General features: G+C 45.6%; 14 protein-coding genes. 6 read left to right on the forward strand and 8 right to left on the reverse strand.

All coding sequences use genetic code 11. The features are described 5' to 3' along the window. Positions 1 to 2: 2 nt before the first annotated feature. From F9K33_08780 to F9K33_08810, 7 genes are all read right to left on the reverse strand, one after another. Entirely contained in the window at positions 3 to 602 is a 600-nt protein-coding gene (locus F9K33_08780; protein ID KAB2879490.1) for a sulfurtransferase, read from the reverse strand. Next, on the reverse strand, positions 599 to 1,114 hold the full coding sequence (locus F9K33_08785; protein ID KAB2879550.1) for a hypothetical protein: 516 nt from the start codon (positions 1,112 to 1,114) through the stop codon (positions 599 to 601). Before F9K33_08785 ends, F9K33_08780 begins: the two co-directional genes overlap by 4 nt. 289 nt (positions 1,115 to 1,403) lie before the next feature. Next, the gene (locus tag F9K33_08790; GenBank protein ID KAB2879491.1) at positions 1,404 to 2,342 is read right to left on the reverse strand and encodes a polysulfide reductase; all 939 of its coding nucleotides are present in this window, start codon (positions 2,340 to 2,342) and stop codon (positions 1,404 to 1,406) included. Positions 2,343 to 2,452: 110 nt separating this feature from the next. Then, positions 2,453 to 2,992, reverse strand: coding sequence for a 4Fe-4S dicluster domain-containing protein (locus tag F9K33_08795; GenBank protein KAB2879492.1), 540 nt, complete (start codon positions 2,990 to 2,992; stop codon positions 2,453 to 2,455). A gap of 2 nt (positions 2,993 to 2,994) precedes the next feature. Further along, positions 2,995 to 5,190, reverse strand: a complete 2,196-nt coding sequence (locus F9K33_08800; protein ID KAB2879493.1) for a molybdopterin-dependent oxidoreductase — start codon at positions 5,188 to 5,190, stop codon at positions 2,995 to 2,997. A 141-nt stretch (positions 5,191 to 5,331) separates the two neighbouring features. Beyond that, on the reverse strand, positions 5,332 to 6,594 hold the full coding sequence (locus tag F9K33_08805) for a hypothetical protein (protein KAB2879494.1): 1,263 nt from the start codon (positions 6,592 to 6,594) through the stop codon (positions 5,332 to 5,334). Between the two features lie 245 nt (positions 6,595 to 6,839). After that, positions 6,840 to 8,312 carry an aminotransferase class V-fold PLP-dependent enzyme gene (locus F9K33_08810; protein ID KAB2879495.1) on the reverse strand — a complete coding sequence of 491 codons (1,473 nt, stop codon included), beginning with the start codon at positions 8,310 to 8,312 and terminating at the stop codon, positions 6,840 to 6,842. 171 nt (positions 8,313 to 8,483) lie between these two features. Between F9K33_08810 and F9K33_08815 the strand changes: the two genes are divergently transcribed. The 6 genes from F9K33_08815 (at position 8,484) to F9K33_08840 (ending at position 13,345) form a co-directional block, all read left to right on the forward strand. Next, positions 8,484 to 9,014, forward strand: a complete 531-nt coding sequence (locus F9K33_08815) for a phosphatase PAP2 family protein (protein ID KAB2879496.1) — start codon at positions 8,484 to 8,486, stop codon at positions 9,012 to 9,014. Positions 9,015 to 9,123: 109 nt separating this feature from the next. Beyond that, positions 9,124 to 9,822 carry a M23 family metallopeptidase gene (locus F9K33_08820; GenBank protein ID KAB2879497.1) on the forward strand — a complete coding sequence of 233 codons (699 nt, stop codon included), beginning with the start codon at positions 9,124 to 9,126 and terminating at the stop codon, positions 9,820 to 9,822. A 2-nt stretch (positions 9,823 to 9,824) separates the two neighbouring features. Beyond that, complete coding sequence (locus tag F9K33_08825) at positions 9,825 to 11,174, forward strand: replication-associated recombination protein A (GenBank protein KAB2879498.1); 1,350 nt, start codon at positions 9,825 to 9,827, stop codon at positions 11,172 to 11,174. A 67-nt stretch (positions 11,175 to 11,241) separates the two neighbouring features. After that, positions 11,242 to 11,673, forward strand: coding sequence for a dUTP diphosphatase (locus F9K33_08830; GenBank protein ID KAB2879499.1), 432 nt, complete (start codon positions 11,242 to 11,244; stop codon positions 11,671 to 11,673). Positions 11,674 to 11,724: 51 nt separating this feature from the next. Continuing rightward, on the forward strand, positions 11,725 to 12,432 hold the full coding sequence (lipB, locus tag F9K33_08835) for a lipoyl(octanoyl) transferase LipB (GenBank protein ID KAB2879500.1): 708 nt from the start codon (positions 11,725 to 11,727) through the stop codon (positions 12,430 to 12,432). Then, positions 12,425 to 13,345, forward strand: a complete 921-nt coding sequence (locus F9K33_08840) for a tetratricopeptide repeat protein (protein KAB2879501.1) — start codon at positions 12,425 to 12,427, stop codon at positions 13,343 to 13,345. The genes lipB and F9K33_08840 overlap by 8 nt, the downstream gene beginning before the upstream one ends. Before the next feature lie 46 nt (positions 13,346 to 13,391). On the opposite strand, the gene F9K33_08845 is transcribed toward F9K33_08840, so the two are convergent. After that, complete coding sequence (locus F9K33_08845; protein KAB2879551.1) at positions 13,392 to 14,633, reverse strand: citrate transporter; 1,242 nt, start codon at positions 14,631 to 14,633, stop codon at positions 13,392 to 13,394. Between the last annotated feature and the right edge of the window lie 1,016 nt (positions 14,634 to 15,649).

Raw genomic sequence — 15,649 nt, forward strand, 5'->3', positions numbered from 1 at the left:
TGTCATAACTCCGCTTGTTTTCGTGCCATTTTCTTTTCGCCCCATTCCGCCGCGGCAAATGCGCCGACCGCCATGACGACCACCGCGAATACCAGCACGCCGTAAGGAATATTGAACCATTGCGGCAGCGTTATTTTCCCCATCGGCGTGGAATAATAAAATTCCTTTACGAAAGGAAATACGAATCCAAACATAAAAATACCGCCGAAGATACCCAAAAAATATACCATCGCGTCGATGCGGCCGGTAGAGCATGCCACCGCAGACGTTCCAGGACAATAACCCCCAACCACAAAGCCTATCCCCAGTAAAAGCCCTCCGACAATTTGCGGCGCAAGATAAGTTGGCGTGAGATACACCAGACTCAAATCCATAAAACCGATCCAGGATAAATAGAACACGCCTAACATGGCGGTCACGATCGCGCTAAACATAACTTTGAGAACGCTCATGTCGGTAAAATAGAACTGAGCGGCTAATTTTCTGCCGCTTCCAAACCCGGCGCGTTCCAGGAAAAACCCGAAACCGATGCCGATGATAAAAGCGACGATCAAACTAAATTCGTCGCCAAACATTTCGAATTTATAAAATGGTGCGTTCATGTCCATTGCCTCCTCACAAAGTAAGCCAACGCGTAAGCGCCGGCAAATACCATGATCATAAAAACCCAGCTTCCAACATTGAGAACGGCTCCGCCCGTCAAAGCCTGCCCGCTCGTGCATCCGCGCGCCAGTTTTGCCCCGATGCCCATCAGCATCCCGCCCGCAAATGCAAAAATGAGCCTTGATTTCACGGAGATCCTCGGTCCTTTTTCAACGGACATCTTGATTCTCCCGGCTAATGCTCCGGAGAGAAAACCGCCCACAATCACGCCGATCACTTCGAAAACAAGCCAGTCTTTAAACGGGCTTCTTGTTCCGTCGCCTAAATATTCCGAATAAAACTCATTGGACTGCGCATACGCCGGAGCAACTGCATTAACTGCAACAGCGGCCGTCGTTGTCATGGCGCCGGATGCGCCCAAGCCGCGTCCCATGATCACATAGGACAATAATAACACCATGCCAAGCCCGATGCCCGACAAATAAGGGTTCCAGTAAGGCTGCGGCTTCATGTGCGTATGTTCCGCCTCATGGCTCATTTCGTTCAATGTTACAGACATAGTTTACTCCTTTACTTTCAAAACTCTATTTTATCGTTTCTCTCGAAAACCATAGATTTGAATTTTCTGCGATAATCTGCGAAATCCGCGGGACATGAATTTATGTGCATATCCGGTTGACTCACAAATGGAAAAGATAAGTTCAGCCTGAGCGCAGTCGAAGGCTGATTTTACTATACTTTGTCATGGTTCGACTCCGCTCACCATGACGTATGTGAGTAAAGCGGATAAGCACATAAATTTATATTCTAGTCCAGTGACTGATCTGTCCGGCATACACGATCACAAATCTCAGCAAAAGCCCGCCGGTAATAACCATAATAGGCGCAATCGGCGTGTGATTGATCTTATGATTCACTGCCAGCAATTGAATGATCAGCGGAATAATGATTCCGGTGCCAATTACAAAAACCCAGAATACGGCCGCGTACGAACCGGTCAGAATTAAATGAATACCGTTCTGATGCGCTTCCGTCGATGATAACATGCCGACTATAAACAGAGCAAATATCAGCAATTCAAAAATCAGGAACGCGTTATCCGCTTTTGCCGAAAGTACGCGTTCGATATGATCGGTAGTTACTAAATGAACAAATGCCGCAGCCGCCGATAAACCCGATGTGAGAAAAAGTATCCACAACATCGAACTGCTCCATAATGGCCTGGCTCCCAAACCACTCAATAGCACGCCCGTATACATGCCCAATACCGCGCCTAATATCATATTCAAAATGCCGATATTTTTTATCAAATACGGATGCCGGTTAATTTTTTCAGAAAATTTGTCGAACAAATGAATTCGGTTGCTGAACGCTTCAGGTATGCTGACCAGCGTATTCAGAAGCAAGGCCGGGTAAACCAATATCAATATCCATGCGCCCCAAGACATCGGTGATGTTATTTGAAATGTTGTATACAGGCGCCAAACGTACAGCTTATGTTCCAGATCTAGAAATAATGCAAACATACCCAGACTGAGCATCGCCAGGCTGACATGAGGCAAATAAAACGAGGAAAAATAATCATGTTTATGATGGCCTTTTAAAGTGAAGTAACCTGAAATGATCATAAACCCGGCTACGAGTCCTCCCAAAAACAGATATACCGGAATTTCCCATCCCCAAATATGCAGGATCGGATCGATCATTTCATTCAGACGTGTGGTCGTTAGTTCTTCCATGTTTCCTCTAAGATTTCTGCCACTAAGACTCAAAGACACTAAGTTTCAATACTTTTTTCGTGGTTTTATTTAAAATTTTCTTTGTGCCTTAGTGTCTTCGTGGCAATAATTTATACCAAATAATAAATATGCGGCTTCGTCCCTGCTTCCGGTATCAACGTGCGATTCTTGCGTTCGTTCAATAACCGGCTCACTTTGCTGTTCGGATCGTCCAGATCGCCGAAATACATACAATGCGTCGGGCAAACCGAAACGCATGCCGGATCCATTCCTTTTTCAACGCGATGAATACAGAAGGTACATTTATCTACATATCCTTCGGGATGAATAAACCGCGCATCGTACGGACAAGATGCAATGCAAGCTTTACAGCCGATACACACATCATGATCCACCAATATGACTCCGCCGTAATTATGAATATGGCTCGCGCCCGTAGGACAGCAATACACGCACGGCGGGTTTTCACAATGATTACAGCGTTCGGATCGAATCTCAAGGTGCACATTGGGAAACTTTCCTTTCGCGGCCTCGGTAATCCAATCACGGTTAAATCCTTCGGGAACATTGTTCTCCGTTTTGCATGCCACGACGCAATCCATGCAACCTACGCATTTCTTGGTGTCGATCACCATAGCCAGTCGTGCCATCTTTACGCCTCCATTTCAAAAGTAACAAAATTGACGTTCATACCGGTGCCGCCCATCAGCGGATCTACTTGATATTTTGTAACAAGCCCCGCATCGCTTGCGCCGCGGCCAAATGCGCGTTTCAACATTTTCGAGTTGTGGCCGAAGCCGTGTACCATATAGACACAGTCCGTGCGGATCCTCTCCGTTGCTTTTACTTTTATTCGGTTGCTCACGACGCCGTCCTGATTTTTCAGTTTAATATAATCGCCGCTCTTCAATCCGTAACGCCGCGCAATATCATGATTCACCCAAACTTCATTCTCGTTCATCATATCCATCAAAACCGGATTTGAATGCGTGCGGCTGAAAGAATGAACCGGCGCGCGCCCGAACAGCAGCCGGAAATACCCGGCCGGCGGGCCCGGAGGAGGCGTGTATTTTGGAACCGGATCAAAACCCGCTTCCTGAAGCTGAAGCGAATAAAATTCGATCTTGCCGGACGGCGTGGGAAATTCTACAGGAACGCCTTCATCAAAGTAGATCGGTTTTTTCTCGCCGCGAATAATTCCATTTTCTTTAAGTTCGCCATAGCTGTACCCCGCGTTTGATAATCGCGTTTCAAGATATTCTTCGATATGTTTCCACGGATAATACGCTCCCAGCCCTAATTTTTCTGCGAGTTTCTTCGCCATCCACCAATTTGGTTTCTGCTCGTGCGGCGATTCTACGGCCGGCTGACGCAGAGCAATAAAAGGCTCGCGGAACCATTCCACATTTATATCGTCATGCCTCTCCAAATATACCGATTCCGGTAGCACAACATCAGCCCAACCTGCGATCTCGCTTGGAATCACGTCCACGACGACCATCAGATCTAAATTCTGTATCGCCTTAATAGTTTCTTCTTCGTTCGGCAGCGCATGAAGTAAGTTGGTTGCATAGATGAACCATCCCTTGATAGGATAGGGTTTGCCTGTGATCGTTGCTTCGCGGATTCCGGTCGTGATGGTTTCATGCGCAAACGGATATTTGTGATCGGGATTATCAACTTTACCTTTATCTGATTTCGGATACGGAGGGTACGGATAACTTGGAACGTCCATGCTCACCGGAGTGTAAAATCCGCCCTTGCGGCCCCAGCTTCCTAACAGTGCGTTGAGCAATGCAATGCCGCGGCTGCGCTGAGCATCGTCGCCGTACCACGTGACGTGCCGCCCGGGATGAACCAACGTTGCAGGTTTGTATCTTGCCATTTCGCGCGCCGTTTCACGGATCTGATCAGGCTCAATTCCCGTTTCCGGATACGCCCATTCGGGCGTATAACCCTGTATCTCGGCGGCAAACTGTTCAAAGCCGAAACCGTATTTTTCTACATATTCTTTATCGTATAAATTTTCTTTTACCAATACGTTCATCCACGCCAATAGTAAAGCGATATCCGTTCCGGGCTTGATCGGCAAATAAAATTTCGCTTTGCTTGCGGCCACGGAATGACGCGGATCGACAACGATAATCGATGCGTCGTTTTCGATCGCATCTGCAAATTCTTGCACCTGCGTATTGTGCATATTCTCGCCGAGATGCGATCCGATCAACACAATACATTTGGCATTTTTGATGTCGGTCCTTTCTGGAGAACTCACGTCCTCGCCGAAGGTCAAGCGGAATCCTACGTCACGCGGGCCGCGGCACTGCGCAAAAGAAGGCGCGGCTATGTTGGGAGAACCGTAAGCTTTGATCGTATGTTTGAGAAAATTTCCGCCGATACCGTGACTGAAAAAGGCCAGCGACTCCGGCCCGTACGTCGTTTTGATTTTTTTCATTTTTTCGGCGATATAATCGAATGCTTCGTCCCAGGTAACTTCAACCCACTGCTCCTCGCCGCGCAAATTTTTTCTAATCAACGGCGATTTTAGCCGATCCGGATCGTAATGCGCGCCGACGCCGCCTGTGCCGCGCGGGCAAAGCCTGCCGCGGCTTAACGGATCTTCCGGATTGCCTTCGACTTTCCAAAGCTTTCCGTCTTTCACATAAGCGATGGCGCCGCACTTCCAGAAACAAATGTCACAATAGGTCGGAATTTTCTGGATACCATTTTTGGCGGGGCTTTGATCCAGCGCGTGGACGATCGAATTGATAATCGTTCCCGATGCCGCTGCGCCAAGCGCCGTTCCTCCGCCGATCTTCAAAAATTTTCTGCGTGATAAGGCGTTCATATGCTTCCTGTCATTAAACCGTTACAAACCTGTAAGGTTTCCTTTTGAATTTAAGTTCAGACTGTTGGACATGTTCCTGGTTGCGTTTATTAGTTCTCTTTAGCTGTTAAACCTTACAGATTTGTAACAACGGTTTTTATTTTAAAACGAATAACCTACTTCAAATTCCATCTGGCTCATTTTTAATTTGATCGTCTGTTGATTCGGCATTTCCATTGGATTCGGGCCGCTGATCTCTTTGGCAAATCCGAACATGGCGGCAAAATTGACTTCATGTTTGTTGGCCAAAGCTTTGGAGAAACCGAAGGTCAAATGCTGCTCGATCACGCCTGGCGCGAGAATATTGAACATCATTTCTTCCTTCGGGATCGGCTGTTTACCGTAGGAATAGCCCGCTCTCCATGTCCAGCCTTCGCCCTTTTGCCATTGCGTACCGAGTTTAAAAACCGTCATATCTTCCCAGCCAAATCCGGCGCCGTTATCATCGCCGAGCAGTATGTTATTCTGGAAATCGGCCGGCACGAAAGGATTACTGACCGATTTGACGCCGCTGTAGAAAATCTGTTTGACATCAAATGTAAAAGACAAGGCGTCATTTACATTGTAAGCAACGCCCGCGGTCCAATTGGCCGGAATATCGAAATCGCCTTGTTCCGCAAAAAGGCCTGCGTACTGCTTAAATTCGCCCATGAATATCTTTGTCTGATATGCAGCGCCTACCGTTAACTGCGGCAGGATTTTGCCTGTGTACCCGACGCGGGCTCCCAAACCTAGAGAATTGCTATAGCCCATATCGGACAAATTATTATCATCGCGGGAAAAACCTGAAAAACTCAGCACGCCTTTAGCCTGAAATCGCTGATACGCAACAATGGCCGATAAACCCACTGCGTGTTTCTCATTGATCCTGCGCGCATAGGTCAGCCCAACAAATAACTGGCTAAGATCGACGCCTGTGGATGAAACCGAAGCGTCATAATAGGTCTGCGTGTGGTAATCCGTGTTCATTCCGCCGTTGCCGTAAATGGTGATATTATAGGTATTGCTGCCGTATGTACGGTTCACTCCTAACGAAGGAATGAAAAAGTAATTCGATTTGCTCTTAATCGTTCCGGGTGTTAAACCGAAAGTACCCATTTGCATCGAAGGGTTTCCGACAATCGTATATTGACGACTAGGACTGAACAGCGCTAAACCAAAATCATAGCTATTGCCAAGAAATGCCACACCGGCGGGGTTCGTAATGGACGACATACTGTTTAGTGGAAATGCGACACCCGTCCCACCCATGGCTTTGTGTTTCGTTCCATACCCATGTGAGAAATAACCGTCCGTGGCCATTGCCATACTGGTTATCATCAATAAAAACAATATTCCAGTTGCTGTTTGTTTACAGTTTTTCATAGAACTACTTCCTACCTCCGTTATGTTTGATTGACCAGATGCCTTTATAATTACATCTGTTTAATAGCTAAGTGATTATTTAGTAATATATTAACCACACTTTGATACTTTTTTCACTATTAGTTTAGTAAAAAATTTCTCCCGAAACAATGACGTAGGTCATGTTTTTACCTAAATATTATCAGGTTTTAATGCGACAAAAAAAGTGAGGATCCTAAATGTGGGAGTGTTGGGGTTTATTACGCTTACCCGACATCCATCCATTTATGGACCGGTGAGAGTTTTCTTGAATTAAATGTATTGTGGCAATATTCATTGGTGTGCGGATTATAGGTGTAATCTTTTCCCCAAGTCTCAAAATTAGTCACAACTTCCTGAAGCGATCGGATAATATAGTTTACTTCATCATTCGTCATGATCGGATGAATCGACAAACGTATCCATCCCGGTTTTTCGGACATATCGCCGTGATCAATTTTCTCGGTAATTTTGTTCGATACATCCTGCGGAATATGAAGCAGATAGTGCCCATAAGTTCCTGCGCAAGAACAGCCTCCGCGGGTCTGAATGCCGAAATAATCGTTTAGTAATTTCACCCCGAGATTATAGTGCAGGCCGTCAATATAAAACGACACGACCGCCAGGCGGTCTTTTGTTTGCGCAGCAAGAATATTTAACTTATCAATTTTTGGCAATTCTTTGAATAGGATATCGACTATTTCTTCTTCGCGACGTCTCATCGATTCAACACCCATTTTTTCCTTTAGCCTTACGCATAATGCGGCCTTGATCGTCTGCAGAAATGGAGGCGTGCCGCCGTCTTCACGCGCTTCGATATTATCCAAAAATTTATGCCCGCCCCACGGGTTAGTCCAATCAACCGTTCCGCCGCCCGGCTGATCCGGAATTTTGTTAGTGTAGAGCTTCGAATCAAAGATCAGCACGCCGGGTGTGCCGGGACCGCCTAAAAATTTATGAGGAGAAAAATAAATTGCATCGAGTTTTTCCAACGGATCTTCGGGATGCATATCGATCTTGACATACGGAGCGGAACAAGCAAAATCGACAAAACATAAACCGCCTGCCTGATGCATGATTCGTGCAATTTTATAATAAGGCGTTTGAATCCCGGTCACATTGGAACATGCTGTAACCGAAGCGATTTTGGCTTTTCTGTTCTGGTACTTTTTAAGAATCTCATGCAGGTAATTTAAATTCACCGCGCCGTGTTCATCCGGCGGAATACATTCCACATCCGCAATCGTTTCCAGCCAGGAGGTGTGATTGGAATGATGTTCCATGTGAGTCACAAATACCACCGGCTTCTCTTCGTCGGGAATTCGAACGTATTTCGACATTTGCTCCGGCACGCGCAGACCAAGCATACGCTGGAATTTAGCGATAACACCGGTCATGCCCGAACCTTGCGTAATGATGACGTCATTCGCGCCGGCGTTTACATGCTTCTTGATGATCTCATGCGCGGTATGATACGCTTCAGTCATATACGTACCGGTCACCGTTGTTTCTGTATGCGTATTCCCCACAAAAGGGCCAAAGTCCTTCATCATCCGCTCTTCGATCGGCGCATACATCCTGCCGCTTGCTGTCCAGTCCGCATAAATCAACTTTTTTATACCCTGAGGCGTCTCAAAGGTCTGATCATAACCGATCACGTTGTTGCGATAGGACTCGAAATATTTTTCCAGCGAACTCATACCACGAAGATAAGGAAAAAATCCGAATTGAAACAATGACTAATTTTGATAAGTGAACAAAACCTGCCGATTGTATTTCATGTCTGCAAAGGTAATGTATTCATCATATTTCCATTATTTGCTCATAACAATTCTTAACTATATTGACCGGAAGGAAGGAAGTAATTTACTATGATTAAACAAATTTGGTTAGATAACATCACACGTTGGGACGTTCTCTTGTTTCGAATCATATTCAATCGTAACGGAAAAATGCTGCTTGATCGGTTTTTTTTAATGATATCAAAAAGCGCCGACGGTTATCTTTACGCCATCGCAGCCCTATTATTCTTCCTAATTGAACCGCGAACCGGAAATATGTTTTTCACATCGGCCATTTTTGCCTTTGGACTAAAAGTTGCACTCTACCTTGTGATCAAACGTTGGGTGCGGCGTAAACGTCCTTTTGATAATATTGCCGGTATCCGATTCCTGATAGCTCCGCCGGATCAGTTCAGTTTCCCATCCGGCCATACTTCAGGCGCCTTTCTATTCGCCGTTCTATGCGGACACTTTTTCCCGATAATCTCTGTTCCCTTACTGCTATGGTCAACGCTCGTTGGCATCTCCCGCGTCTACGTGGGCGTCCATTATCCGACCGATGTGCTCGCAGGTTCCATACTCGGAATTCTTTGTGCAAAAGCAGGACTTCTGACCCTCTAAAAACTCCTACCCTGATTCCTTTCATAGAAATATTTTGCATTTACACGATGGTTACGATAAATTGGCGTTATACATTCGCGTGTCAACATGTCGAGTAGAAAGTTCCCGCATGAAAGTGATCTTTTTTCTTTATTTGTTCCAGAATCCATACCCGGTCGAACTTTGCAACCAATGGAATGCGCTATACGAAAAGATACAGTACGGATCGGTTGATCGTAAAGAAAACGGAAAGGTGCTCCGTCACATTGTAAAAGAACTCCGCGAATTACTCTCCGTTCCACAAGATTCCATTTTTTATTTTCCAATCGAAGGTTATAATGTTGCGTCCGTCGGAGGTAACGGGAGCGGATTTATCGAGCGAAAATACAATTTCCTGCATGGCAATGCGCATCGCGGCCATCCGGCGCATGATATTTTCATTCATGACGCCGATCAAAACGGGTTGGATGACAATACAGGAAAACCGGCTTACGTCCTTGCGATGACCGATGGAATTGTTTTGGGCGCAAAAGCCGACTGGACGGAACAGGACACCTTGCGCGGCGGAAATTATCTCATGCTTTACAATCCGAACCTGGACCGCTATTATTATTACGCACACAACAATCAAATATTAGTTCAAGTTGGCGATATTGTTCAGGCCGGAACGCGCATCGCCACGGTTGGGCGAACCGGGCGCAACGCATCTCCAAAACGCTCGTCCACGCATCTTCACCTGATGGTACTGCAAATCACCGACGAAAAAGGAAAGCCGTATAATTATTACCAGGAACTCGTAACGGCAAAAAGAATGGAAACACAAAATTAGTTATGTCATTATTTCACGAAAACGAAGAATCCTATTCTCCTGCAGAAAAGAAACCACGTGCGCCTCTCGCGGAGAGAGTTCGTCCCCGGCGCTTGATGGAATTCGTCGGCCAGAAGCATCTCTTAAGCGAAGGCAAAGCGTTGCGCGCTCAAATCGTGTCAGGCCAAATGGTATCGATGATATTCTGGGGTCCGCCCGGTTCCGGTAAAACAACGCTTGCGCGGATCATCGCAAAAGAAACCAAATCTAAGTTTGTTGCCATCAGCGCGGTGGATGCCGGCGTGGGAGAAGTTCGCAAGATCATTCAAAACGCCGAATCATTGAAAAAGCAGACCGGTGAACGCCTGATGTTATTCATCGACGAAATTCATCGTTTCAATAAATCCCAGCAGGATGCGTTGCTCCATTCCGTGGAGGAAGGGACGATCACCCTGATCGGCGCGACTACGGAGAATCCGTCATTTGAAGTAATTAATGCCCTACAGTCACGATGTAAGATTTACCGGTTAGAAGCCTTAACCGCCGAAGATCTCAATCAGATATTGCAGCACGCCCTGACTGACGACGAGTGGCTGAAATCAAAACAGGTCACGATTGAAGACAAGCAAACCCTTTTTTTCTACGCCGGCGGCGATGCAAGAAATTTGCTTAATACACTTGAATTGAGCGTTCAAATGACCGAACCTTCGGCGGATGGATCTGTTCACTTAAAAACGGAAGTGATCGCGGAAGCGTATCAGCAAAGAAATATTCATTACGACCGAGCGGGTGAATACCATTACGATATGATCAGCGCCTTTATCAAGAGCCTTCGCGGCAGCGATCCGGATGCGGCTTTGTACTGGATGGCAAGAATGCTGGAAGGCGGCGAAGATCCGAAGTTCATCGCGCGACGTTTGATCATTCTTGCGTCCGAAGATATCGGTAACGCCGATCCGTACGCGTTGACGCTGGCGGTTTCAACCTTCGCCGCCGTCGACTATATCGGCATGCCTGAGTGCAGACTCAATCTCGCGCAGTGCGTTACTTATCTCGCCAGTTGCCCTAAAAGCAACGCCTCGTATCTCGCTATCAATCAGGCAGCAGAAGATGCCCGCAGTGAAAAGGCTTTTGATGTGCCGCTTCATTTACGTAACGCTGTAACAAAATTGATGAACAAAATGGATTATGGAAAGGGTTACAAATACTCCCATGATTTTAGTGATCGTGGGGAGACCCACTTTGCAGAACAGGATTTCCTTCCTCCCGAACTGAAAGAGCGTGTTTATTATAAGCCGACAGATAACGGGATGGAAAAAAAGTTTAAGGAACGATTGGAAAAAATATGGAAGAAGAGACAAAATAACGGATAATTAAGAACCTCAAGGATCACCCAATTAACGAGGTGTTCCGAAGGAACGGGGGATCAAATAAGGACTCATGCAAAATCTCAAAATTCAACGTATTCATCCTGACGCAAAACTCCCGGAATATGCGCATCCCGGCGATGCGGGACTGGACTTGTTTTCCGTTGACGAAGCGGTGATTCGGCCTGGTGAATCCAAACTTATCGGAACAGGCATCATTATCGAGCTACCGGAAAATACGGAAGCGCAAATTCGCCCCCGAAGCGGCCTGGCATTGAAGCACCAGATCACCGTTTTGAATTCTCCAGGTACGATCGATCACGGTTATCGCGGACAAGTTGGCGTCATACTGATCAATCACGGGATAAAACCATTTACGGTAGAATCCGGAATGAAAATTGCTCAAATGGTCATTGCACCGGTGATGTCGGTTAATGTTATAGACACAGGCACCCTGACCGAGACGAAGCGCGGCGAGGGCGGATTCGGATCAACGGGAACCTAATTCACAATTTAAAATTTTGAATTTTAAATTGTGAATTCAATACAAAATACTATGAAGTTGAACATTTTAAAACTCGGTTTATCGAATTACGCATCCACATGGAACTTGCAGAAAAAACTTTTTGATCTGCGGCTTAACGGTCAGATCGAAGATACGCTGGTGCTGTGCGAACACCCGCACACCTACACCGTGGGCAAGAACGGCGTGGATAATGTCGGCAAACATTTGCTGATGAATAAAGACGAACTCGAGCAGAATAATATTTCGGTCTTTGAAATCGACCGCGGCGGCGACATTACGTATCACGGCCCGGGGCAGATCGTCGGGTATCCGATTCTGAATCTGAATAACTATTACCGCGATATGCACCGTTATCTCCGGGATATCGAAGAAGCGATAATACAAACTTTGGCTGTTTTCGGCATTACAGGAAAACGGGTTGACACCGTCACGGGCGTTTGGGTTGACACGCCGCGCGGAGTAGAAAAAATATGTGCCATCGGGGTTAAGGTAACCCGCTGGATCACTATGCACGGATTTGCGCTTAACGTAAATTCCAACCTGGATTTTTTCAACAATATCGTTCCATGCGGTATTACCGACAAAGGCGTTATCTCTATGGAGAAAATAGCAGGAACTCAAGTAGAGTTATCAAGAGTTGAGGAAAATATTATAACGTCTTTTGAGAACGTATTTCATGTCAAATCAAAAATCGTTAATAAAAAACATTTAATTAAAGCGGAGTCTTTCCATGAATAATAATTTCAAAATCAAAACTTTCAGTTTTACTGAATCTTCCTGTTGCGCTGTGGTATGTTTGTTTCTATTTACGGTTGCCCTCGGCGCGCAGAACCCGGAAAAAGCAAAAAAACATTTTGACAGCGGGAGAAATGCCTATCTAAAATTCACCTTTGACGATTATAAAGAGGCTGTCGGACATTATGAAAAAGCGCTGGCTGAAGATTCCAACTTCGCTCCGGCCTATGCGGCTTTATCTGAAGCGCATGCACTTTTAGGATTTGAACTTGAAAACCTGGGACAACCGGCTGAGAATCATTACAGCAGGGCTCTGACGAATGCGCAAAAGAGCATGGACAAGGATTCTACGCTGGCTATGGCATACCGCGCAATGGCTCAAGCATGTTTAAATGTTAATCCAAAAAAATTCGGCCAGCTTATTTACGAGGAATTGACCCGTGCGCTGGAACTGGATTCCACCGATGCCGAGAGCCACTATCTTATGTGGCTTCACACGGATAATACCAATACAGAAAGCCCGTGGATCACCAAGTCGATCCGATTCAATGATCGCTTCTTTCAGTCTCACTATAGTCTGGGATTATTATGTGCAAAGCAAAAAAATTTCGAACAAGCGGTTGTGCATTATAAGAAATGCGCCGAGATTAACCCGAAAAATTATCGAACCTACTTTTCATTGGGCAATGCTTATTCTCAACAGAAGAAATACGATTTAGCAATTCCTGAATACGAAAACGCGCTCAAACTAAATAATAAAAACACGGAAGCGTACTTTTATCTTGGGTTGGCTTATTATTATAAGGACAACAACAAGAAGGCAAAAAAAAATCTGGAAAAATATCTGGAGCTGTCCCCTGTAACTACCTATCGCAAGCAGGCGGAAGACATGTTGAACGACATAAAACAACAATAGCCGATGGGTATAAGCCACCGGCTACTATTTAAAAACAACGTGCCGATTATTTTTGCATAATCACCTGAGAATGTCCTTTCGCCGCATCGGTCGCTTTGTGAGGTGCATCCGGTTCCCAGCCCAATATCCAAAGCATCGCAAAAAAGCCGACCACATAAGCTATAATAATATGCCACCCGTGCTTCAGCCACAAGCCAACCGATTTGGCTTCCGGGAAAATATTGGAAATGGCAACGCCTGCCGATGAACCGAACCAAACCATTGATCCGCCAAAACCAACGGCATATGCAAGAACAGCCCAATCGTAACCGCCTTGCTGCAGCGCTAATTTTGTCAAGGGGATATTATCAAAGATCGACGAGATAAACCCAAGCGCAAATGCAGATTGCCATGAAGCGGAAGGCAGTTCCTCCACAGGCATCATGGAAGCGCATAAAACAAGTGCCAGAAGAAATACGGTTCCTTTTACCGCGTGATTCACTTCACGCCATTCGGTTTTACAGAAAAGCGCACCGATGAAGATGGCAATCCAAACACCCGCCGCTGGAAAATCGAGTAGTACGTTGGTCGAAATCGCGCCCGCCAGAATCATGGCAACAACCAGTATTTTGACCCAGTTGATCTTGATGTCACCGGTTTCGGAAGCAACGATCGGCTGATACCCGAATTGTTGCTTGGATGCAAAAATACCAAAGGACAACAGCGCAACCGCCGCAGGTAAAAACGCCGGCATAACTGCAAACGCTGAAACGCCGTCGATCCACATCATCGTGGTGGTCGTATCGCCTACGACGCTCCCGGCGCCGCCCGCGTTGCTTGCCGCTACCATAGCGGCAAGATACCCGATGTGAACCTTTTTCTTGAACACAACCAGCGCAATAGTTCCTCCGATCATAGCGGCCGCAATATTATCCAGAAATGCCGACATGATCCAAACAAGCCACAGAAGAACAAAGCCGCCGACCCATCCCGACGGAAGCCAACTCGGCAGCAAGTCCGGTATACGCGATTCCTCAAAATGTTTTGCCAGAATGGCAAAACCCAATAGGAGGCCTAGCAAATTGATTAAGATAGATGCTTCGTGCTGAACATGTACAACAATGTCAAATCCGATAACCGTCAATTTATAAATCGTGATAGCGGCAAGTCCAGTCAACGCAACCTGTAAAGTACGATGGTGGTATAGTGCTACACCCAGTAAAGTCAGGCCGAACAGAATAAATTCGAAACGGATACCTAAAATAGCCGGCGCCGTCCCCTGCGCACCGTGAAATAACTGAGGTATCATGAGCAGTACCGCAGCGCCGCAAAGTAACACGAATAACCTATCAACGAGATTTAATTTCATACAAGCCTCCTAATATACTGTTTGATTAAATTAGACCGGACATGCGAAGCACGACCGCGATGAGACCGAATCCAATAATACCCATTAATATATAAAATTGCATTCTAGGAATCGGTTTTGCATTTGCTGTTTCGTTTTTCATTTGAATTTCCTTTCGTAGAACAAAAAATATTTCATCAACGTACAATGCTCTTGTGCGATTGATAAATAGTTGGACAAGTAATGAATAAAGCCATTGTTACGAAAAGAAGTGACTTAATACCACTCTATTAAAGCCGGTAATTACCTAATTCAAACCTCCCTTAAATTAAACAACCACAAAAGAATTTATGGATACACAATCACAATACATTCGGTTGCCGGGAAGTCGTCAATCCTCTAAGTGCAAATGACTTTAAACGTGTTTGAACATTGGGAAACAGGCGGGGCTCGGCTTTGCCGAGGACTGAAGATACTTTTTTCTAGAACAACTCTACCATGGGCATCCAGGCGCGCCCAAGATGTGTAAGATAAATAGATTTCAATTTTACGAAATGGTTGGAAAGTTATGTGATGTGAAGATTCCTTATCCGGCCGAAGATGATCCGCCGAGGTAACCTGTATAACCAAAGCAGAGGGATAGACCACATCGTTGACACTGAAGGATAACGTCGAATCAACCGAACAAACAGGCCTGTCTGCCTGTGTAATAGCCGAATAGCATATAAAGATATACGTAAGAATTACGGCTTTTGAAAACAATATTTTGATCGTATCTGGAAGTCTATAGTTCATAATACAATATACCCAAGCAGGGAACTTATGTCAATAGCAAACGCCCCAATTTATAAATAATGTCCTTGTGATTATTCAATTTTTTCGATAAAATTGGCGAAAAATCAGATGAACACCGTCAGTACAGAATATATTCATTGCAAGGAGATCCATGTCCATTAAAACACAGACTGCAGAAGTGA

The organism is bacterium, assembly GCA_008933615.1.
GTDB lineage: Bacteria > CLD3 > CLD3 > SB21 > SB21 > SB21.